Source organism: Brevibacillus sp. GCM10020057 (genome assembly GCF_042683565.1).
In the GTDB taxonomy this organism is placed as follows: domain Bacteria; phylum Bacillota; class Bacilli; order Brevibacillales; family Brevibacillaceae; genus Brevibacillus.
This window is the reverse complement of record NZ_JBHUJW010000037.1, coordinates 1-22,164: the sequence shown is the minus strand read 5'-3', so window position 1 is coordinate 22,164 and position 22,164 is coordinate 1. Positions and strand designations below refer to the sequence as shown.

Here is a 22,164-nt window from a genome sequence, read left to right as displayed (position 1 = left end):
GTGGAAGTTCACCCCCACCAAAACTACCCCATTGACACCGCCCCTGCCCTGGGAATAATCTTTACGTATATTCAAATAATCAAATATTTAGAAGAAGAAGGGTTAAACATGAAATGGACGGGACGGTTTGAGGGGTACAGTATGAAATCCTTTCAGAAAGACTGCATTTCCGGGGTGATTGTAGGGATTATCGCCATTCCGTTGGGGATGGCGTTTGCTATTGCATCGGGAGTGCGGCCGGAGTACGGGATTTATACGACGATCGTTGCGGGGATTCTGATTTCCATGTTTGGTGGCTCGAAGTTTCAGATTGGCGGGCCGACAGGGGCGTTTATCCCGATTTTGTTTTCGATCGTGATGCAGTACGGGTATGAAAATTTGCTCGTCGCAGGGATTATGGCAGGGATCATGCTGGTGCTGCTCGGGGTGTTCAAGCTCGGCATCCTGATCAAATACATTCCGAAGCCGGTCACGATTGGATTTACTACGGGAATCGCTGTTATAATCTTTGTGGGACAGATTGCCAACTTTCTGGGACTGAGCAACATCGAGAAGCATGAAGATTTCCTCTCCAACATAAAGGAGATCGGGATGCACCTGTCGACTGTCAATGGATACAGCCTGATAACGTCTTGCCTGTGCCTGGCCATGATCCTGATTACGCCACGGGTGTTGCCGAAGGTGCCTGGTTCGCTCGTGGGGCTGGTCGTTTCCAGTGTCGTCGCCTCGCTCTTTTTTGCGGGCAAGGTACCGACGATCGGGTCTACGTTCGGCCCGATTCCGAGCGCTTTGCCGAGTTTTCGTGTTCCGGATCTTTCCTGGGAGCATCTGGCGAATTTGCTGGCGCCCGCTTTTGTCATTGCCTTGCTCGGCGGAATCGAATCGCTCCTGTCTGCGGTCGTGGCAGACGGGATGACGGGGCAGCGGCATAACAGCAACCGGGAGCTGATCGGGCAAGGGATCGCAAATATCGTTACGCCTTTGTTTGGCGGGATTCCGGCCACCGGCGCCATTGCCAGGACGGCGACGAACATCAAGAACGGTGCGGTCTCTCCCATGTCCGGCATGATCCACGGGCTGGTCGTGCTGGTCATTCTGATGCTGTTTGCTCCTTTGGCTTCGGACATCCCGCTTGCCAGCATGGCACCCATCCTGATGGTCGTTGCGTGGAACATGAGCGAGCGCAAGGAATTTGCCCACCTGCTCAAGACCAGGACAGGCGATTCTGTTGTGCTGCTGGTGACGTTCCTGCTCACGGTGTTGACGACGCTGACGACGGCCGTGGAGATCGGGTTGCTGCTGACCGTCGTTCTGTTCGTAAAACGGATGAGCGACATCTTGCGGGTATCCAAGGTTCTCCCCGATCCGGCGGCCAGACACGGGAAGGTCAAGCCGTATATGGTCACGGAAGGGCATGACTGCCCGCAAATCAGCATCTTCACCGTGGAAGGCGCGCTCTTTTTCGGTGCGGCCACCTATTTTGAGCATTGCATCAGGCAAACCGTTCCTCTTTGTCCTAAAATACTGATACTGCGAATGGCGAAGGTGCCGTTCATGGATACGACAGGTGCGTCAAAGCTTGCCGGACTGGTAAGCGAGTTTCAGTCGCGCGGCGGGATGGTGTTCATCTCGGGCATTCAGGAGCAGCCCAAGGAGGTCATTACCCGAACAGGGCTGTACGAGGCGATTGGTCACGGGCAGTTTTTTGAACATACGGGGGATGCGATCGATTGCGCTCTGAAGCATTTGGAGCAGAACAAGTGCCTGGGTTGCCGTCATTATGCCTTCCGGGAATGTGCGCTTTTGTCGGAAGGAGTGCCCGCACACCTGAAGAATGGGGGAGTACTCTTTGGATCTGGAGCTACAAAAGTTTAAAGCGGAATTTTTCAAGGCGCTGGGACATCCGCTGCGGATTCGCATTCTGGAGCTGCTGTCCGAGGGGGACAAGAACGTCAATGAGCTGCAGGAGTTGATCGGCAGTGAAGGATCGGCGGTGTCCCAACAGCTTGCGATTCTGCGCAACAAAAACATCGTCTCCGGCACGAAGGATGGGAACAAGGTCGTCTATTCGCTGCGCGATCCGATGATCACGGAGCTTTTGGCTGTCGCGCGGCAAATCTTCAACAACCATATGATCGACACGATCTCCATGCTGGACCGGTTTCATGAAGAATAGGACCGACAGCGTGTGAGCCGTCTTGTGCGCAAAGCCCTGCAGCCGTAAGGCCAGGGCTTTTTGTCGTGAAAAAAAGCGGGCAGCAAGTAGAATCGGACTGATACATTGATCCGTAGGGAAAGCGGCCAGTCTGCCCCTGGCCCGGCAATGCCAGCATGCTCTCTGCCAACCGGCCTCACAAGGAAAAAGCGTAGTGCGCACGATTCGTTACAAAGTGGGCTGCTCATAACCGGGACCATAAAACGATTGACGGAAATAGTGATTCTGATTATCATTCTTATTATCGTGTTTTCGATAGTGATATTCATTATCGATCATGTGTCAATCACAAAAGTCCAGAGGTGTCTACGCATGCGAAAGGCCATTTTACGTATCCATTTGTTTCTTAGCTTGATTTTGGGGGTGTTTATCGTCACGACCTGCACGACGGGGAGCCTGCTCATGCTGGAGCCTGCGATCGAGCGCTGGATGAATCCGATTGACAGGACGCCGACTCCAGGCGATGTCGGGGTGGCTGTGATCAAGCAGCATGGGGATGCGGTCAGTCCTGACCTGAAAACGGATCGGATCGACTTCCCTGGCGAGGACGGTTTTTATCATGTCCATCTCTCCAAGGCAGATGCCAATGGCAAGGAAGGCAAACTGGTTTATGCCGATCCCGGGACAGGCGAGATTTTTGGACAGATAGCAGAGGAGCGCAAAGAGCCATTTCAGACGATTTACAACCTGCATCGCTACTTTTTGCTGACCCCGGTCATCGGGAAACAGCCTGCTGCCTGGGTGGTAGGAATCCTGGGGGTAGGGATGCTGGTCATTTTGCTCTCTGGTGCGTACCTCTGGTGGCCCGGGATACGCAAGCTGGCAAGCGGGTTCCGCATCGTCCGCAATCGAGGCAAGCTGCTGCACAACATGGGGCTGCACAAAACGATCGGGATCATTTCCATTCCGGTTCTGCTCGTGTTCGCGGGGACTGGGGTGATCAATGCTTTTGAAAAATCCATTCCGGTATGGGTAGGCTTCAAAGCAAAGGAGGAAGTGCCGAAGTCGGCCATGGCGCCCAAGCAGAAGACCGGAACGATTTTGCCGGTCGACCAGATTGTCAGCCGCATCCATCAATCATACCCAAATAGTAAGGTAGTTAACATTCAGATTCCGCTGAAGCCGGGTCAGAACTACCAAGTCGGCCTGAAAGAAGGCTTCGGTGCTTCCGAAAAAAGCAACAGCACCGTATATATCGATGCGGCAGATGGAGAAGTGTTGTACAAAACCAACCCGAACTTGGCGATCAACCTGTACAACGCATGGAGAAAAGGGCTGCACTTCGCTACCTGGGGAGGAGAGGAGCTGAAATGGCTTAGCTTCCTGTTTGGCATGACGCCACTCGTGCTCATGATTACGGGCGTCGTCATCTGGCAATTGAAAGCGCGAGCACGCAGGCGAGGAAAAGAGACAGATACAAAGCTAAGATCGCCGCTGTCGGCATAATACCGGAGGCAAGCGCCCCGCGTCACGGAATCCCGTGTGCGGGGTTTTCTCATGCAGGCGTGCCCAGCAAGCCGTTAATTTCTACTCTACACAAGTGAATCCGGACAGGTTCTCCCGAGCACATTTTTTGCACAACTCTATGGGGCAAATTCGGTCTAACTGTCCAAAAAGATTCTGTTGTAAAGTAAAGGCATCAAGACGAGGCAAGACAACGTCTGGTGCAGCAATTGTGCATGATCTTGTGCTAAAGGTGGCCGCCATGTTAGACAAAAGAGCAATGCAAATGTTGCAGCTTTTTGTGCAGTCCCATCATACCTTGTCCGTCAAAGAGTTGATGGAGCAGTTCTCGATTTCACGAAGAACATTGTACTACGATATCCGGAAAATCAATGACTGGCTCAAACAGGCAGGGCTTTTGCAGGTCCAGTACATCTATGCGAAAGGATTTTACCTGGACGAGACGAGTAGGCAGGCAGCGGCCCGGATCATCGGGGAAAACAAGCCGAATGTGCAGGCACTGCGCGCGGCAGACAGGCAAGTCTACTTGCTGCTGTACGTGCTGCTCGCAGACGAGAGGATTACCACGCACGAGTGCATGGAGAAAACGGGAGTCAGCCGCAACACGATTTTGCACGATTTGAAAAGCGTGAAAGAAGACGTGGAAAAGCACGGCCTGCAGTTCGCATACTCCTATACAGACGGGTACGAAATCACCGGGGATGAGCTGGCGATCCGCAACCTGCTCAGCCACCATGTCCACTCCCTGCTGCATGATGGACAGGAGCCGCTGCTCAAGGAACTGCTCGGAGGGGAGAAAGACATCCCGAATCCCGACGCCATCCTGCAATGGTTAAGCGATTGCGAAAGGCAATTGGAGGTACAGTTTGCCGAGGATGCGACGAAGCCTCTGAGCTATCTCTTTCCCTACTACATAAAAAGGATCGCGTACGGGCATACGGTTGCTTTTTCCCGGGGGCAAGTCAGGCCGATCGTGGAGACGAGGCATTACGAGGCCGTCCAGACACTGGAGCGCACCTTGCCGCTCGAGCTGCCGCCGGATGAAATCTGCTACCTGACCATGCTGCTGCTGAGTGCCAAGGTCAACGAATTCGGGCAGGCAGCGGAGACGAACGGGATTCCCGCACTGCGGCAGGCGATTGCGGAAATGGTCGATCTGTTTGAGGTCCGCGCGTGTGTCGTGTTTGACCAGCGCGCGCAGTTGGAGCACAATCTGTATCTCCATCTGCAGCCGGCCTATTATCGCTTCCTGTACGACATGGACGCGACCAATCCGTTAAAAGAAGTGATTCAGCGCCAGTACCGCGATATTTACGAGTTGACGAAAAAAAGCGTGCAGCCTTTGGAAAAGCTGGTCGGCAAGACGATCAGCGACGATGAGATCGCCTATATCGCGGTTCACTTCGGGGGCTGGATGCGCTGGCAAGGGATCACCGCGACTGTGCTCAGGCGGGTGCTGCTGGTGTGCGCGAATGGCGTGGGCACGTCGCGGATATTGGCCCAGCAGCTGGAAGGGCTGTTTTCCAATATCGATCTGCTCGGGCCGATTACCCTGCGGCAGTATGAGCAGTTTCAGGATGAAGTCGACCTCGTTGTCTCTACTACGAAAATCGCGAATCCGCGCCATCGCATTATTTTGGTCAACCCGATTTTGACAGATCGGGACAAGGTTCAATTGCTCCATCAAATGGAAGCAGCTTCGGGCAGAACACCCGCCCACATTACCGCGCAGACGATTGTAGACATCGTCAAAAAATATGCGGTAGTAGAGAAAGAAGGGCAGCTGGCAGAGGAAATCCGACAAGTGCTGCAACAGCAGAAACAGCTGAAGAGGGAGAGAAAACCAATGCTTGACGAGTTGCTGCAAGACGAATGTATCCAGCTGAAGGACAGTGTGCGCGATTGGCGGGAAGCGATCCGCATCGCATCCGAACCGCTGCTGAACAGCCGCTCCATCACAGAGGCGTATGTGCAGGCGATGATCGCCAATGTGGAGGAAAACGGTCCCTATATCGTCATCGCGCCCAAAGTGGCCTTGCCGCATGCCAGACCGGAGCAAGGGGTCCAGCGCGTTGGCATGAGCCTGCTGCGTTTGAAACAGCCGGTGTCTTTTTCAGAAACGGAACAGCGGGAGGCGCAGTTGATCATCGTACTGGCGGCTGTCGATAATGAAACCCATCTGCAAGCGTTGTCGCAGCTGTCCATGATGCTCTCGGAAGAAAACAACATCGACAGCTTGATCGCCGCCGCGGATAAGGAAACCATCCTTCGCTACATCACAACGTATTCCAGGAACAGGGGGATTGAGGCATGACAAAAATTTTGGTCGTTTGCGGAAATGGTTTGGGCAGCAGTTTCATCGTGGAGATGAACGTCAAAAAGATTTTGGGAGAACTGGGAATCCAGGCAGAAGTATCCCATACCGACCTGGCTACCAGCAAAACCGAGCACGCTGACGTGTACCTTGGCTCGAAAGACATTGTCGGCCAGCTGGAAGACGGCAAACGGTATGTGATCGGCCTGCAAAACATCCTGAATCAGTCCGAAATCAAGGAAGCACTCCAAAAATATTTCACGAAGGAATGATGAGCGATGCTCGACGTGATCATGAAAGATATTTTGGGAACTCCCTCGATTCTGGTAGGTTTGTTTGCCTTGGTTGGGCTCCTGCTGCAAAGGAAAGGCATCGCTGATGTCGTATCGGGAACCTTGAAGACGATCATGGGGTTCCTGATCCTCGGTGCCGGTGCCGGAATTCTGGTTGGCGCACTCGGCTCATTCGGGAGCATGTTCGACAAGGCGTTCCAGATTCAGGGCGTCATTCCCAACAACGAAGCCATCGTAGCGCTGGCACAGCAAACCTTCGGCGCGGAAACCGCCATGATTATGCTGTTCGGTATGATCGTCAACATTTTGCTGGCTCGTTTTACGCCCTTCAGGTACATTTTCCTGACAGGCCATCACACCATGTTTATGGCGTGCCTGATTGCCGTCATCCTGTCCACTGGCGGTGTCAAAGGCTTCCCTCTGGTACTCATCGGATCGATTATTCTCGGAGCTTTGATGGTTCTGTCTCCTGCCATGCTGCAGCCGTTCATGAGGAAAATTACAGGCACCAATGACATCGCCATGGGTCACTTCGGTTCCATCGGCTATCTGGTCGCGGGGTATATCGGTAAAGTCGCCGGGAATCCGGAAAAATCGACGGAAGATATCAAAGTGCCCAAATCGCTTGGCTTTTTGCGGGATACGTCGGTGTCCGTCTCGCTGACCATGACGATCCTGTTTATCATCGTAGCACTCGCGGCAGGTCCCGGCTATGTGGAAGAGAAGCTGAGCGCAGGCCAAAACTATCTGGTTTACGCGGTGCTGCAAGCGATTACATTCGCGGCGGGCGTATACATCGTCCTGGCGGGGGTACGCATCCTGCTCGCGGAGATCGTCCCGGCCTTCAAAGGGATTGCGGACAAAGTAGTGCCAAACGCGATTCCGGCGCTGGATTGCCCGACGGTCTTCCCGTTCGCGTCCAATGCGGTGGTCATCGGATTTTTCGCCAGCTTCGTGGCAGGGCTGGTCTCCATGTTCCTGCTGCCGCTGTTCGGACTGAAAGTCATCGTGCCCGGCCTCGTCCCGCACTTCTTTACGGGTGCTGCAGCCGGGGTATTCGGGAATGCGACAGGCGGACGCCGCGGCGCCGTTGCCGGGGCATTCGTAAACGGCCTTATGATCAGCTTTCTGCCAGCGATGCTGCTGCCAGTCCTTGGCTCCCTTGGGTTTGAAGGAACCACTTTCGGGGACGCGGACTTCGGGGTTGTCGGAATTATTTTGGGGAAAATCGTTGCCCTGTTTCATTAATCGGAAAAGAGTCTGCAAAGAAAGCAGCGGCTGTCCTGGACGTTCGTTTCCGGTCCGGGACCAGCCGCTGTTTTTTGCTGCCGGGTTTCTTCCACGCTGTCAGCTTCGTGTCGGCCAGCCCTTCCCGCAAGAGGGCTTGTTACCTGGAGGAGAAAAAATAGGCGGGCGCAGGAGTCACCACTGGCAGTGGATGCCACATACACCTATGGTATAAACGGCGATGGGTATTCGAGTAGAAGACATTCGTACCCAATCGTTTCATGCTGGAGGTGGTAAACATGGACGAATTCAAAAATGAGCTGAAAAAGCTGAAGGTGGATAAATTCAAGGAAAGCGAAGTACAGCCATGGGACAGCGGGAACCAGAATGAGGCGATGATGGTTCGCGGGAGGTGCGGCGGCTGTGGCCGGTGCGGTCATCGCTGCTCGTGCAGTTGCTCGTGCAGTTGCTCGTGTAGCTGCTCGTGTTCCTGCGTATGCTCATGCAGCTGTTCGTGCAGCTGTTTCTTCCCTTGCTTTTTCAACTGCTTTATCTGATTGTCCCCGTTTTCCCGGGTAGACTGCTGCGCGATCTCCTGCCCATTCGAGAGCGCCCCTGCAGCGGCAGACACAAGCCGCAGGGGCGTTCTCCTTTTTGGCGGGTGCCGGGTTGGCATGACGGACAAATTGCCGGACATACAATTACGGTGAGAGGCGACCTGGCAGGGCAGGAGAACGGCTTTTCGTTAAGGAGGAGCGACATGGCAGAAAGGAACCCTTCTTTGCGGCCGAAGGTGAAGCGGGACACGTTTTATCTCCCGTCTCCCGATGGCAGCGTATATTTCCGGAACAACACGGGCTCGTTTCGCATGGAGGGCGGCATGATCGATCAGTGGATCGAGAAGCTGCTGCCGATGTTTACGGGGGAGTACACGCTCGGGGAGTTGACAGACGGCTTGCCGGACGAGTACCGCGACCGGGTGTTCGAGATTGCGGAAAGCTTGCTTCGCAACGGCTTTGCCCGGGACGTGAGCGGTGACCGGCCGCATTCCTTGACGGACGAGGTCTGCGCGCAGTACGGGCCGCAAATCGAGTTTTTGGGCAATCTGGCTGATTCGGGGGCGTACCGGTTTATGCGCTTCCGCCAGTCGAAGGTAGTGGCGGCGGGGGCTGGCCCGTTTTTGGTCGCGCTCGTGGGGGCGCTGCTCGACTCCGGCTTGTCCCGCTTTCACCTGCTGATCACCGAGGAGCAGCCGACGAACCGGAAGCGTGTGGCAGAGCTGATCGCCCATGCCCGGAGCAGGGACCCGGAGGTGGCGGTGGAGGAGCTGGCGTGGCGGCCGGAGCGGGAAGGTTTTTGGCGGGAGGCTGTGAGGCCCTTTGAGGCGATCCTGTACGTTTCCCAGACCGGGAACGTGGAATTGGTGCGGCAGCTGCAGGCCGATTGCCGCGAGGAGGGCAAGCAGTTTCTGCCGGCCGTTGCCTTCGCGCAGGCAGGGCTGGTCGGACCGCTCGCGGGGCCAGATTCGGCAGGGAGCTGGGAGTCGGCGTGGCGGCGGCTTCATCGGTCTGTGCTCGCGGGTAAAGACCAGCAGCTGTGCGGCCCTTCGGCTACGGCTTTGGCGATGCTGGCGAATGTCGCCGCCTTTGAATGGCTGAAAAAGGCAGCGGGTGTGACCGCACAGGAGGGGGAGCCTTCTTTGTTCGTGCTGGATATGGAGACGCTGGAGGGCAGCTGGCATACGTATTTGCCGCATCCGCTTGCAGTCGGTCTGCCGCCCGCCACGCCAGTTGCAGACATCGGGCTGCATCTGGAAGCAGACGGGCAAAAGCGGGAGCCGGGCGGGCTGATTCCTTTTTTCAGCACGCTTGTGTCGCAGGTGACGGGTGTATTTCATCGCTGGGAGGAGGGGGAGTTGATTCAGCTGCCGCTGTCCCAATGCTTCATTCAGGCGGTGGACCCGCTGGGGGACGGTCCGGCAGACCTGTTGCCGGAGCGGATCTATAGCGGCATGACACATGAGGAGGCGCGCACGGAAGCAGGACTCGCCGGGATCGAGGCGTATGCCGCACGGCTGGTGGAGGCGATGCGGGCGGAGAGATGCGCGGAAACGAGGGGGCGGTATCTCGCAGCAGAGCCGGGCGAATTCGTCGGCGTAGGCGCGGGGGAAACAGCGGCAGAGGGCGTGTGCCGGGCGCTGCAGCAATGTTTGGCGGCAGAATGGCAGAAACAGCTGCAGGGGCAGATTCCGCTGGTCTTGCCTGTACTGCTGGAGCGGGTGGAGGATGCGGCTTGCCGGTATTATTTGCAGGCGCTCGCGACCATGCAGGCAGCGCCGAAAGTCGGTCTGGGAGCGGAGCTGTACGGTCTGCCCGTCGTCTGGGTGGAGGTGGGCGGGATCGGCTGCGGCAGCGCAGGAGTAAGCGTCACGGATGCTTTGAAAAAGGCGCTGCAGCTTGCCTTGCTGCGGGAGCAAAACGGGGAGATGGGCAGCGCGCTGTATGCGGGCAAGACGTCCGCTTTGCGCTGGGCGGAGCGTGCGTCGCTGCACCTGGACATTCCGGCTTGTGAGGAAGGCTGGCACAGGGAGGCGGTACTTCGCGCCTTGCAGACGCTGCAGCAGCACGGCAAGCGGTTTTTTCTCTGGGAGCTGGCACTGGAGCCTGTCTGGCAAGGAGAGCTGGGCGGCGTCTATGGCGCGGTATTGCGAGAGGAGGAATCCGGGTGAGCGCGAAGGTGATGGTCGCAGGAGCCGGACTGCTGGCAGACATGGTGAGCGAGGAACTGACAGCCGCCTGCCAGGTCGTGCGGGTGTCGGGATGGCAGGGGGGCACTCCCGCAGCAGCCGATTTGGTTCTCGTCCTGCACGATGGCTGGCAGCCCGCTCTGCTTGCAGAAGCGGCAAAACGGCTGCAGCCGGCCGGCATTCCTTGGCTTGGCGCGTACGTTTCTTTCGGGGAAGGGGTGATTGGGCCGCTGGTGCGTCCGGGCGTGTCGGGGTGCTCCGGGTGCGCGCAGCTGCGGATGCTCATGGGCGGGCGTGACCGCAAAGAGATGTGGGGGCTGCAGCAGCGGCTCCACGAGCGGGGCGGGACGGAGCGGGATGTCTGGTCCTCGCGCAGCGCGCTTTTGCAGATGGCTCACCTGCTGGCTGCGGAGACACAGCGTATTCTGGCGGGAGAGCGGGCGAGCACAGAGGGGCATGTGTACTTGCTCAACCTGAAGACGCTCAAAAGCTCCCGTCATTTCATCCTGCCCGATCCGTCCTGCCAAATATGCGGGCACCTTCCCGAGGACAGCGCGGATCGGGCGGTTATTTCCTTGCAGCCCAGCCCGAAAATTAGTGCGGGCAGTTATCGCTGCCGCAAGCTGGAGGAGCTGCAGAACGTGCTTCGCAGAGACTATCTGGACTCGCGGACAGGTTTTTTGAACGGCAAAATGACGGACCTCGTGTCTCCGTTCGCCGACGTGAGCGTGAATTTGCCGTTGTTCCGGGGAGACGAAGCGACTGCCGGGCGGACGCATTCCTATGCGGAGAGCGAAATGACGGCCATCCTGGAAGGGCTGGAGCGGTATTGCGGCATGGCGCCGCGGGGCAAACGGACCGTCATCCGGGACACGTACCGCAGGCTCGGGCAGCAGGCGCTCGATCCGGTCACGGTCGGACTGCACGCCAAGGAGCAGTACGACAGGCCCGGCTATCCGTTTCGCCCCTTTCATCCCGACCGTCCGTTGAACTGGGTATGGGGCTACTCCTTTTTGCAAAAGAGGCCGATTCTGGTGCCGGAGCTGCTTGCCTATTACAGTCTGGGCCATGGAGACGGCTTCGTCTTTGAAACGTCCAACGGCTGCGCGCTCGGGGGCAGCCTGGAGGAGGCGATCTTCTACGGGATTTTGGAAGTGGTGGAGCGGGATTCGTTTCTGCTGACGTGGTATGCGCAGCTCGGACTCCCGCGCCTCGATCCGTATTCTGCCGGCGACCGCGAATTGAACCTGATGCTGGAGCGGCTGCTGGCGGTGGCGGGATATGAGGTGCATCTGTTCAATGCGACCATGGAAAACGGAATCCCGAGTGTGTGGACGCTCGCGAAAAACACGCGGGAGAGCGGGCTGAACGTGATTTGTGCAGGCGGCGCGCACCCGGACCCGGTGCGGGCGGTGAAAAGCTCGCTCTACGAGGTGGCCGCGATGGTCCTGACGCTGACCGACAAATGGGAAGCAAATCGGCAGGAGTATGTGCAGATGCTCCACGACCCGGACAAGGTGCGTAAAATGGACGATCATTCGATGCTGTACGCGCTGCCGGAAGCCGAGGAACGGCTGCGCTTCTTGCTCGATGACCGCCGGCCGCTGCGCAAGTTTGCCGAGGAATTCAGGCCGCAGGAGTGGAATGCCGACCTGACCGACGATTTGCAGGGGCTTGTGGGCAAGCTCGCTGCGTGCAATCTCGACGTCATCGTGGTGGACCAGACGACGCCGGAAATATCGCGGAACGGCCTGCACTGTGTCAAGGTGCTGATTCCGGGGATGCTGCCGATGACGTTCGGACATCATTTGACGCGCGTATCCGGACTGGAGAGGGTGCTGCGTGTGCCGGTGGAGCTGGGGTATCGGACAGAGCCGTTGACATACGGGCAGCTCAATCCGCACCCGCACCCGTTTCCATGAGCCGCGCGCGAGGAGGAGAAGGGATGGAGCTGACGGACTTTTTGCGCGAGCTGCACTTTGACTCGGAACGGCTGAAGCCGCCGGATTATGCGGTGGACTGGGCAGACGCGCCGCTGCCGTATAAGCTGTATCGGGGTTTGCCGACGCTGCCGCTGTCTCTGGAGGTGCCTCTCACGCTGGCAGATCGGCAGGTGTCCGTTCAGCCTGGCTTGCAGGAAATCGGCCATTTTCTCTGGTATGTGTACGGCCTCGCCCATTTCACGCAGACGGTGTTGGGAGAGGGGGCGCATGGTCAGGGCGGCGGGGCGCTGCTGCAGTCGGTCAGACGGTTCGTTCCTTCCGGCGGGGGGCTGTACCCTTGCGAGCTGTACGTCTATTTGCGGGAGGAGGGGCGGCGCGGCATCTACCATTACGATTCGGCGCATCACCGTCTGGTCTTTCTGCGCGAAGGACAGTTTGACGAGTATGTAGGGGCAGCTTTGGGGGGGCGCTGCGACCTTTCGGCTTGCTTTGCCACCGTGTTCGTGTCGACGATGTACTGGAAAAACTTTTTCAAATACCACAACTTCGCCTACCGGCTGCAGGGGCTGGATGCGGGAGTCGTCATCGGCCAGCTGTTGGAAGTGGCCAAACGGTTCGGCTATGAAACGGGCGTGTACTTCCAGTTTCTCGATCGGGCGGTCCATCATTTGCTCGGGCTGTCGGAACAGGAGGAGAGCGTCTACGCTGTCCTGCCGCTGTCGGTTGATCGCGGCGGGCGCGCGTGGCAGAGCAGCGGCGGCGAAGGAGCGGGAGCGACTGCCGATGAGTTGTGTCGGCAGCTGCCCGCACTGGCGCACGAACACTACGTCCGCTCGCGAACGATCAAACCGTATCCGCAGCTGATTCGCATAAACGCAGCGGCGCAGCTGGAGTCACCGCGCTCGTTCCGTACGCAGGAAGCGACTGCGGACGCGGACTCCCGTGCAGGGGAGACCATCGCGCTGCCACGCGTGCCAAGAATGGCGTACGACATGGCCGCCGCTTGCAGGAGGCGCTTTTCGCCAGAGCTGGACTTTTGCATGGGCAAGATCAGCTTGTTGCAGCTCTCGGCTCTGCTCCACGAGGCGGCCGCGTCCTTTTCTTATCGGAACGACCTGGACGCAAACCAGTCCGCTGCTGCTTGGCGTGTCAAATTGTACGGCTGCCTGCATTGCGTAGATGGCATCGCGGACGGCGCATACCGCTACGATCCGGCAGTACATGCACTTTGCGCGGTCCGGACGGGAGATCACCGGCTGCGGCTGCAATACGCCATGTCGCTGGATAATGTAAACCTGCTGCAAGTGCCGCTCTGCTTCCACGTGGCGGGGGATCGCGGGCACCTGCGGGAGTTATGGGGCTATCGGGGATACCGCATCCAGCAGATGGAGGCGGGAATGCTCGTCCAGCGGCTGCTTTTGGCGAGCGCAGCCGCAGAGCTGGGTGGCCACCCGCTGCTCGGCTACGATTCGCACGCCTGCGACGAGCTTTATCGGCTTACCCCGCGGGGAGAAACGAGTCTGATCCAAATTCCGGTCGGGCCTTATCGGCATCGTCCCAGGCTGCAGGGAGGATTGCACGGGTAGGCGGCTTTTTGTTTTTGGCCGTGAGGGAGAGGGCAAGCAGAACAGAGCGCTGGAGCCGATAGCCTAACGGGCTGTCGGACGTTTTCATCGTCTCGAAGGCAGACTCGATATTTTGCTCATTTACGGATTCCGGCACCGCACGAAAATCCCCATACCTCCGCCAGCCGGGTATGGGGATGATTTATTGTTCCAGATAAGGAAACGTGATGGAAAATTTCGTGCCGACGTTCGGCTTGCTGTTCACGCTCACGGTCCCGCCGAGCGTGTGGATCACGTGGTAGGAATAGGTCAGCCCAAGCCCGGTCCCGCTAGACTTGGTAGAAAAGTAGATAGAACCCAGTCGCTTGATTTGCCCTTCGTCCATTCCTACGCCGTTGTCCTTGATGACCAGGACCGCTTTGCCTTCCTCGACGGACAGCGCGAGATGCACCCGTCCTTTGCGCACATTGGCGCAGGCTTCGATCGCGTTTTTGATGAAGTTGACGAGCACCTGCTTGATTTCGTCCGGATTGGCCATTATGTTGACAGACAACTCCGGCGTGCGCACCTCCAGCTCGACGTTGTGCAGGATGGCGAAGGGCGACATCACCTCGCGCATGACCTTGAGCAGCTCAACGACGTCCACACTCTCGTGCCGAATGGTCAGCGGCTTGGAGATGGCGAGGTATTCGGAGAGGATCATTTCCGTCCGCTGGATTTCGTCCATGCAAATATTCATGTACTGCTGGCTCTTGGCGAGGTCCGTCGGGTTCTCCTGCATCAGGCGCAGAAAGCCTTTGACAGCGGTGAGCGGATTGCGCACCTCGTGGGCGAGGGATGCGGCGACGTGGCTCATCGTTTCGATTTTTTCGTTCTGTGCGTGCCGGATGAAAAGCTCCTTGTCGGAGATCGCTTTGCTGAACAGGGACATCAGAATCCAGATGCCGAGAGAATTTTGCGTCGTGATGACTACCAGGTGGTACGTCAGGTTTTTTACAAAATAGAGGGGAAAGTAAGCATAGGTAAGGGCAAGGGCGTTGATGGAAAAAATGAAGCCGGTCATCAGGACGAACAACGATTTCCGGTGAGTAAGCTTGTAGGTTTTGTACATGAGGAGAGACACCGAAAAGGAGCATATCGAATTGATCAGGGCGACCAGCGTTCCCTCCCCTCCCAGGTAGAGCCGGTAAACGGCAAATTCGCCAAGCAGGATCAAGCCTGTCCGGATACCGCCGTGAACAAGGCCGAAAAACATGATGACGTACCGAACGTCAAAGATGACGCCCTCTTTTACACTGGCTGCAAAAGTCATGCCGAGGAACAAGCTGATCGAACTGGTGACAAGTATGAAGGCACGGCTGTAGTTTCGCATTTTGTCACGATAATAAATATTGAAGAAGACAAACGGAATCAGAACAAAGAAAAGCTGAAGAATTACATCTTTTAATAAATTCATCAAGCATCTCCACCGCGAGCTGACTCTCAATCACCTCCCGTAATTTCGACATCTCCTGCGCCAATCCCTTCCAGTTTGGAGGGGAATTTGCCATAAAAGAACTGGATTTTACAAAAAACCTAGTTGACAGATGGAAATACATTGATTATAGTCTGTATATATTCAAGCAAACGTATGGAAAACAATTACTACTCTTATCCAGAGAAGGCTGAGGGACTGGCCCTATGAAGCCCGGCAACCTAGCACGCGAGATGGATTTCTCCCGCGCCAAGGTGCTAACTCCAACAGGTAGCGATACCTGACAGATGAGAGGCGGAAAATCGCTGATTTTAGCCTCTTTCTGGTGGGAAGAGGCTTTTCTCATTGGCAAAGAACGAGCCCTTTTCTGCGACGAGCTGATTACCAAGGGGGAACAACCATGAAAAAGAAATTTGGCCTGTTGGTCACACTTGCCCTGACAGCATCACTCGCCCTGACCGCCTGCGGCAACGGCGGGGGAGCCGGAACAGCTGCTTCCGGAGGCGCATCCGGCGGCGAGAAAAAGAAAATCGCGCTCATCATGCGGCAGAATGTTGGGACTTTCTCGGCCCAGTACATTAACGGCGTCAAGACCGAAGTGGAGAAAAACGGCGGCGAACTGACTGTCTTCAACGCGGATACCGACCTCGCGAAAATGGCGTCCAACCTCGATGCAGCCATCAACCAGCACTTTGACGGCATCCTGATCGACCACGGTACAGCAGAAGCGCTGCAGCAAGGTACGCAAAAGGCCGTAGACAAAAAGATCCCGGTCGTCCTGTTCGACACCGACATCAGTATCCCGGGCGTTCCGACAGTTGCCCAGGATGACCAGAAGCTGGCTGAACTTAGCCTGGAAAAACTGGCTGCGGACGGCGGCGGCAAAGGAAACATCGTGAAAATCTGGGTTGCGGGCTTTGCGCCGATGGAAAAGCGCCAGATCACCTATGAGGCGTTCCAGAAAAAATACCCGGATATTAAAGAAATCGCGGCGTTCGGATCGGCGACCAACAACACGGCCCTTGACACGCAATCGCAAATGGAAGCGATTCTGAAAAAATATCCGAACAAGGGCGACATCACTGCAGTCTGGGCATCATGGGACGAATTCGCCAAAGGTGCGACCCGCGCGATCCAGCAAGCGGGACGCACGGAGATCAAAGTGTATTCCATTGACTTGAGCGACGAAGACCTGCAAATGATCCAGGAAGCGAATTCTCCTTGGGCTGCAACGGCAGCGGTAGACCCGTCCAATATCGGCCGCCTGCAGGCTGAGACCGTGTTCAAAAAGATCAAAGGGGAACAAGTGCCTGATCTGGTCAACCTGAACCCTGTGCTCGTGAAACAAGAAGATTTGCCAAAGGACAAAAAAGTGACGATGGCTGATCTTCCCCAATACGTAAAAGACTGGGGCAAGTAAGCTCGGATCGGATGGTTGGCTATTCCCGTTGAACGCTCAACGGGAATCTTCCTTTCTATAGGGGGTGTACATAATGTCTGTATTGCGCATGCAAGGAATCGAGAAGCAGTTTTCCGGTGTGCCTGCACTTAAAAGCGTCAGCTTCGAGGTGAAGGCAGGGGAAGTTCACGCCTTGCTCGGAGCAAACGGGGCCGGGAAAAGCACCCTGATGAAAATTCTTACAGGTGCTTATCAGGCGGACGGAGGCACCATCTCCATCGACGGACGGCAGGTCTCCATCCAATCGCCGCAGGACGCCAAGGCGCTGGGCATCCAATGCGTATACCAGGAAGTGGATACGGCGCTGATTCCATACCTCAGCGTAGCGGAAAACATTTTGCTCGACAGACTCGTTCAGTCGAAGGGAGCAGGCCTGATTCGCTGGCAGCAGTTGTACGCGGAGTCGGAGGAGCTTTTGCGCGGCTTTGGCTTTTCCATCCCGGTGAGGATGACGGTCGAGGAGTGCTCGCTTTCGGAGAAGCAGCTGATTTTGATTGCGCGTGCGACCGTGCAAAAGGCGAAGTTCGTCATTTTCGACGAGCCGACCGCGCCGCTTAGCACCAAGGAATGCGAGCGGCTGTTCCAGATCATCGACCAGCTGAAAAAAGCGGGCGTCGGCATCATCTACATATCCCATCGCCTGCCGGAGATTTTCGAGATTTGTGACCGGATCACGATCATGCGGGACGGCCAGCATGTGATTACGACCGAGACGGCCAGGACGAACATGGATGAGGTCATCGGGCACATGCTCGGCAAAAGCTTTGCGGAGGAGTTTCCGAAAGCGCATGTCCCCATCGGGGAAACGCTGCTCGAGGTAACCGGGGCAAAAGGCGGCAAGGTGCGCCACGCCGATCTGTCGGTGCGCGAGGGAGAGATCGTCGGTGTCGTCGGCTTGGTCGGGGCCGGGAAAACCGAGCTGGCCCGGCTGTTGTTCGGAGCCGATGAGGCTGAAGCGGGAGAGATCAGGCTGAAGGGGGCGCAGCTGCGGATTTGCAGCCCGAAAGACGCGGTGGACGCGGGTATTGTGCTCGTCCCGGAGGAGCGGCGCAAGGAGGGCATTTTCGTCGAGGAATCGGTCAAAAACAACCTGTCTGTCGCGACGATTGCCAAATGGTCGCCCCTTGGCTTTATCCGCAGCGGACTGGAAGCAGGACAAGCAAAAGAACTGGTTCAGCGCCTTGGGGTCAAGACGGCGGACATCAGCCAGCTGGTCGGCTTCCTGAGCGGGGGCAACCAGCAGAAGGTCGCCATCGGCAAATGGCTGGATACGGACGCCAGCGTCTTTATGTTCGACGAGCCGACAAAAGGCGTGGACATCGGCGCGAAAAGCGACATTTACCGCCTGATCGGGAAACTGGTCGAGCAGCGAAAAGGGGTTCTCTACTTCTCCTGCGAGTTTCAGGAGGTCATCGGGATCGCGGACCGGATTCTCGTCATGTTCGAGGGGCAGATCGTGAAGGAGCTGGACCGCGAGCAGGCTACCCAGGAATTGATCATGTACTACGCAAGCGGAGGTGAGTAGTTTGGAAGGAAAGAAATCCAGTCTTTTTGATTTTGTATACAAGTATGGGACGGTCGCGGTGATTGTCCTCGTCATGCTCCTCTTCAGCCTGACCAACCCGTATTTCTTTACCTATGACAACATTACCGATATTTTGCGGTCCATTTCGATCGTGACCTTCGTGGCCATCGGGGTGACCTTTTCCTTGATTGTCGGCGGCTTCGATCTCTCGGTAGGATCGACGGTGTCTCTGACGACGGTCGCGGCGGCTTCGATGATGGTGTGGTACGAACAAGGTCCGTTGCTGACGCTGGTCGTACCGATCGCACTGAGCCTTCTGGTAGGGCTCATCAACGCGCTGCTCGTGGTCAAGATCCGCATTCCGGACTTGCTCGCGACGCTGGCGATGCTCTATATTGTAAACGGGATTCATATGACATACTCCAAAGGGTATTCCATCTACGCAAACATGCCGTTGGAAGATGGCACGACCGCACCGGGGAAATTCCAGGACTGGTTCCTGTGGCTGGGCCAGGGGGAGATTGCATCCGTTCCCGTGCCGGTGATTTTGACCTTCCTGCTCGTGGCGATTACGCACGTCTATTTGACCTATACCCGTCAAGGGCGGATGCTCTACATGACCGGGGGTAATCTCGAAGCGGCGCGCCTGTCCGGTATCCCGGTCGACCGCTATCGGACACTCGCCTACGTGCTGTCGGCCTTGTTCGCGGGACTGGGCGGCATGCTGCTCTCTGCGCGGATCGGAACCGGGCAGGTCAGCAGCGGCGGCTCGATGCTGATGGATGCGGTGGCAGCGTCGTTCGTCGGCTTCTCCGTCTTTGGAGCGGGGAAACCGAACGTCTTTGGCACCTTCGTGGGAGCGATCCTCATCGGGGTGCTGCTCAACGGCATGACCATGCTCAATCTGCCCTACTATGCCTACGACATCATCAAAGGCGTCGTGCTGGCATTGGCTCTGGCAGTGACGTACTACCAGCTGCGTCGGAAAAGAAAGGCGTAGGGACAAAAGCAGGAAGCGAGGCCCGAGTGAAGCGGGTCTCGTTTTTTAGTGGGTTTTTGGGTGTGGCTGCCGTTCTGCTATTTAGTGGTAGTCGAGCAGCATCCCGTCTCGCACGAACACTCCGTCGACCACATCATGCAGCGCAATCATGCCGTCAGGAGCATCCATAGGGGAAGCCAGCGACGCCCTTAAAACGATGGAAGAAATAGCGGCAATAATGGCCCCTGCAATCACTAACTCTTTCACGGGTAGGTTCCTCCTTTGGAAAGGCAGCGGGCGAGTTCTCGTCGGCTGCTCGTACCTGTTACTATGATAGTATGTGGTTTTTGTCCTCGATACTAGCTTTTCTTTTAGGGGGACTCATTTTCTGTGACCGGGGGGAATTTTGGTGTTATCATATTTCCTGACCAGGAATGGCCACAGCGAAGATACTTCAGATGGATAGTGAAGGAGGACGGCCATGGGAAGAAGCGCGCGCCTAAGAGGTGCAATCTGCAGCAAATTCGCCCTGTTTATGACAATGGTGCTTCTGTCAGGCTGCTCGATGTTTGCGGGCATGGGCGCTACGGAGAAAAGCGGGACGAGCACAGCCCATTCCGCACAGAAAATCGACCGCTACACCGGGGAAAAAAGCAAGGTGCTGCCGTACGTGTATACAGCCCGCAAAGAGTTTGCGCTGACGTTCAACGGCATGGGCGACGAACAAACGATGAAACGTTTGCTGGATCAACTGGATGCCTATCAGATCAAGGCGACCTTTTTCCTGCCGGGTATGCGGGTAGCCGAGGAACCGAACATTGCAAAGGAGATCCTCGCGCGTGGACACGAGATTGAAAATAACACGCTGAACCAGCTGGATATGACCAAGCTTGGCTACGAGCAGATTTATCGGGAAATCGAGTTGAGCAATGAAGTCATCAAGCGGGAGACGGGAGTTACTCCCCGCTATGTCCGGACGAAATCCGGCGATTTCACAGACGACGTCCGATTGGCGGCAGCCCAACTGGGGATGGAGGCGGTCGTCAGCTACAACATCAATCCGAAGGACCGGGATCTGACCAAGGATGCCAAGGCGATCGGCGAGTACGTCGCCCGCTACCTGTCCCGCGGCGGCATCATTTCCATGAACACGGACCTGAATCCGGAAGTCATCCCGTCCATCCCGATCATTGCCAAAGCAGCAAAGGAGATCGGCTACAAGTTCACCACGCTAAGCGAGCTGGTGAAAAACGGCGGGGAGCGCAAGCCGTTGGAGCAGATCCCGGGCTACGATGCGGCAAAGGTGAATCTGCATGATCAAACGGCGGAGTACAAGCTCTTCTACAGGGCAGAGACGGACAAGAAGCAAGTTGCCCTTACCTTTGACGACTGGGGATCGGACAAAACGATCACCAAAATATTGGACATCCTGGCAGCGCATGATGTAAAAGCGACCTTTTTCCTGCGAGCCAAAGGAGTCGAGAGCAATCCGAATCTGGCACGGGCCATAGTGGAGGCCGGACACGACGTTGCCAACCATTCCTACAGCCATCCCGTCGTCACGACGCTTAGTGATGAGGATTTGCAAAAGGACATTGTGAAAGCCCATCAGGTCATCACCGAAGCCATCCAGCAGCCTCCCGTCATGATGTTCCGGCCGCCGACAGGGGTCGTCGACGATCACACGGGCAAGGTGATTGCGGCAACGGGCTACAAGGTCATCGCCATGTACGACGTCACCACACTCGACTGGGACAACCGGCACAGCGCGGCGGACATCGAGAAAGGCGTGCTTACCCAGACGAAAAATGGCAGCGTCATCCTCCTGCACATGCTCGACGACATCCATACGATCGAGGCGCTGCCTGTTGTGCTGGATGGTCTGAAGAGCAGAGGGTATACCTTTGTCAAAATGGCAGATCTGGTGAAATAGCGGAAGGCTTCGGGAAAGCCCGTTCGGCAGGCGCACAGGAAGGAAGCGGAAAATAGTAAACTTGCCATCCCCCTTATGATCGTATATTCTGTAGACAGGAATATATGTTCGCAAAAATAAGGGGGATGCATGTTATGAATCGCTGCGGCTGGGTAAATGAAGATCCGTTGTACATAGACTATCACGATCATGAGTGGGGAGTCCCCGTCTACGACGACCGGCTCCTGTTTGAATACCTCAATCTCGAAGGCGCGCAGGCGGGACTTAGCTGGTACACGATCCTGAAAAAGCGGGAAAACTATCGCAAGGCATTTGACAATTTCGAGCCGGAAAAAATCATCCGCTACGACGAGCGAAAAATCGAAGAGCTGCTGAACAATGAAGGCATCGTCCGCAACCGGTTGAAGGTCAGGGCAGTCGTAACCAATGCCAGGGCATACTTTCGCGTCGTCGAGGAGTTCGGCTCGTTCCGCGACTACATCTGGTCGTTCGTCGGCGGCAAGCCTATCCAGAACCAGTTCCGTTCCGCGGGAGAAGTGCCGGCGATGACAGAAGTGAGCGACAAAATGAGCAAAGACCTGAAGAAGCGGGGCTTCACCTTCGTGGGCTCGACCATTTGCTACGCGTTTATGCAGGCTGTAGGGATGGTCAATGATCATCTTGTTACTTGCGATTGCCACGCCAAAATCGCAAAGGAACTTGCTGCAGAGGGGAAATAGCGGCAGGTGGAAACCAGTTGCGGCTGCCGTCTTTTCTAATCGTGGACAGGACGGACAGGGGCACAGCCGGCAGAGATTCACCCAGTTATAAACAGCTTATATACAGGTTATGCACAGAATGCAGCATGCTCTTGTGTATAACTTTCTGATCGGGAAGAAGCACGTGCTCATCACCAGCGAGAGCGTGCTTTTTTTCTGTGAAAATCCCTAATGCCTTAGTATTGAAGTAAGGAATGGAATTCACCTTCCGAATGATTCGCTAACCTGAAAAAAGACAATAGAATGCCCGGGACATCCATTATACGGAT

17 protein-coding genes and 1 riboswitch are annotated in these 22,164 nt (G+C 56.4%); of the genes, 15 read left to right on the top strand and 2 right to left on the bottom strand.

Annotation, left to right across the window (positions count from 1 at the left end; genetic code table 11):
• Positions 1 to 108: 108 nt before the first annotated feature.
• From ACFSO0_RS11690 to ACFSO0_RS11645, 10 genes are all read left to right on the top strand, one after another.
• Complete coding sequence (locus ACFSO0_RS11690; RefSeq protein ID WP_376880313.1) at positions 109 to 1,875, top strand: SulP family inorganic anion transporter; 1,767 nt, start codon at positions 109 to 111, stop codon at positions 1,873 to 1,875.
• Entirely contained in the window at positions 1,850 to 2,176 is a 327-nt protein-coding gene (locus tag ACFSO0_RS11685; RefSeq protein WP_376880310.1) for an ArsR/SmtB family transcription factor, read from the top strand. Before ACFSO0_RS11690 ends, ACFSO0_RS11685 begins: the two co-directional genes overlap by 26 nt.
• Before the next feature lie 351 nt (positions 2,177 to 2,527).
• Positions 2,528 to 3,661: a PepSY-associated TM helix domain-containing protein gene (locus ACFSO0_RS11680; protein WP_376880307.1), complete on the top strand. Its 1,134-nt coding sequence runs from the start codon at positions 2,528 to 2,530 to the stop codon at positions 3,659 to 3,661.
• Positions 3,662 to 3,920: 259 nt separating this feature from the next.
• Positions 3,921 to 5,993 (top strand): BglG family transcription antiterminator, encoded by a 2,073-nt coding sequence (locus ACFSO0_RS11675; protein WP_376880304.1) that lies wholly within the window; start codon positions 3,921 to 3,923, stop codon positions 5,991 to 5,993.
• Positions 5,990 to 6,265, top strand: a complete 276-nt coding sequence (locus ACFSO0_RS11670) for a PTS sugar transporter subunit IIB (RefSeq protein ID WP_376880302.1) — start codon at positions 5,990 to 5,992, stop codon at positions 6,263 to 6,265. The genes ACFSO0_RS11675 and ACFSO0_RS11670 overlap by 4 nt, the downstream gene beginning before the upstream one ends.
• Before the next feature lie 6 nt (positions 6,266 to 6,271).
• On the top strand, positions 6,272 to 7,534 hold the full coding sequence (locus tag ACFSO0_RS11665; RefSeq protein ID WP_376880300.1) for a PTS ascorbate transporter subunit IIC: 1,263 nt from the start codon (positions 6,272 to 6,274) through the stop codon (positions 7,532 to 7,534).
• A 260-nt stretch (positions 7,535 to 7,794) separates the two neighbouring features.
• Complete coding sequence (locus ACFSO0_RS11660) at positions 7,795 to 8,070, top strand: heterocycloanthracin/sonorensin family bacteriocin (protein WP_376880298.1); 276 nt, start codon at positions 7,795 to 7,797, stop codon at positions 8,068 to 8,070.
• Positions 8,071 to 8,273: 203 nt separating this feature from the next.
• Positions 8,274 to 10,241 carry a putative thiazole-containing bacteriocin maturation protein gene (locus ACFSO0_RS11655; protein WP_376880295.1) on the top strand — a complete coding sequence of 656 codons (1,968 nt, stop codon included), beginning with the start codon at positions 8,274 to 8,276 and terminating at the stop codon, positions 10,239 to 10,241.
• Positions 10,238 to 12,181: a TOMM precursor leader peptide-binding protein gene (locus tag ACFSO0_RS11650; RefSeq protein WP_376880293.1), complete on the top strand. Its 1,944-nt coding sequence runs from the start codon at positions 10,238 to 10,240 to the stop codon at positions 12,179 to 12,181. The genes ACFSO0_RS11655 and ACFSO0_RS11650 overlap by 4 nt, the downstream gene beginning before the upstream one ends.
• 23 nt (positions 12,182 to 12,204) lie before the next feature.
• On the top strand, positions 12,205 to 13,788 hold the full coding sequence (locus tag ACFSO0_RS11645; RefSeq protein ID WP_376880291.1) for a SagB family peptide dehydrogenase: 1,584 nt from the start codon (positions 12,205 to 12,207) through the stop codon (positions 13,786 to 13,788).
• A 181-nt stretch (positions 13,789 to 13,969) separates the two neighbouring features.
• On the opposite strand, the gene ACFSO0_RS11640 is transcribed toward ACFSO0_RS11645, so the two are convergent.
• Positions 13,970 to 15,223, bottom strand: a complete 1,254-nt coding sequence (locus ACFSO0_RS11640) for an ATP-binding protein (protein WP_376880288.1) — start codon at positions 15,221 to 15,223, stop codon at positions 13,970 to 13,972.
• 191 nt (positions 15,224 to 15,414) lie between these two features.
• A riboswitch (SAM riboswitch) is annotated at positions 15,415 to 15,535 on the top strand.
• A gap of 106 nt (positions 15,536 to 15,641) precedes the next feature.
• Here ACFSO0_RS11640 and ACFSO0_RS11635 point away from each other — a divergent pair.
• From ACFSO0_RS11635 to ACFSO0_RS11625, 3 genes are all read left to right on the top strand, one after another.
• Complete coding sequence (locus ACFSO0_RS11635) at positions 15,642 to 16,661, top strand: sugar ABC transporter substrate-binding protein (protein ID WP_376880285.1); 1,020 nt, start codon at positions 15,642 to 15,644, stop codon at positions 16,659 to 16,661.
• 73 nt (positions 16,662 to 16,734) lie between these two features.
• A complete protein-coding gene (locus tag ACFSO0_RS11630; protein ID WP_376880282.1) occupies positions 16,735 to 18,225 on the top strand; it encodes a sugar ABC transporter ATP-binding protein in 1,491 nt (496 codons plus the stop codon).
• 1 nt (position 18,226) lies between these two features.
• Positions 18,227 to 19,225 carry an ABC transporter permease gene (locus ACFSO0_RS11625; RefSeq protein ID WP_376880279.1) on the top strand — a complete coding sequence of 333 codons (999 nt, stop codon included), beginning with the start codon at positions 18,227 to 18,229 and terminating at the stop codon, positions 19,223 to 19,225.
• A gap of 81 nt (positions 19,226 to 19,306) precedes the next feature.
• On the opposite strand, the gene ACFSO0_RS11620 is transcribed toward ACFSO0_RS11625, so the two are convergent.
• Positions 19,307 to 19,471, bottom strand: coding sequence for a hypothetical protein (locus ACFSO0_RS11620; protein WP_376880277.1), 165 nt, complete (start codon positions 19,469 to 19,471; stop codon positions 19,307 to 19,309).
• A 214-nt stretch (positions 19,472 to 19,685) separates the two neighbouring features.
• On the opposite strand from ACFSO0_RS11620, the gene ACFSO0_RS11615 reads away from it, so the two are divergent.
• Positions 19,686 to 21,137: a polysaccharide deacetylase family protein gene (locus tag ACFSO0_RS11615; RefSeq protein WP_376880275.1), complete on the top strand. Its 1,452-nt coding sequence runs from the start codon at positions 19,686 to 19,688 to the stop codon at positions 21,135 to 21,137.
• 134 nt (positions 21,138 to 21,271) lie between these two features.
• Positions 21,272 to 21,856 carry a DNA-3-methyladenine glycosylase I gene (locus ACFSO0_RS11610; RefSeq protein ID WP_376880272.1) on the top strand — a complete coding sequence of 195 codons (585 nt, stop codon included), beginning with the start codon at positions 21,272 to 21,274 and terminating at the stop codon, positions 21,854 to 21,856.
• The last annotated feature ends 308 nt before the right edge of the window (positions 21,857 to 22,164 follow it).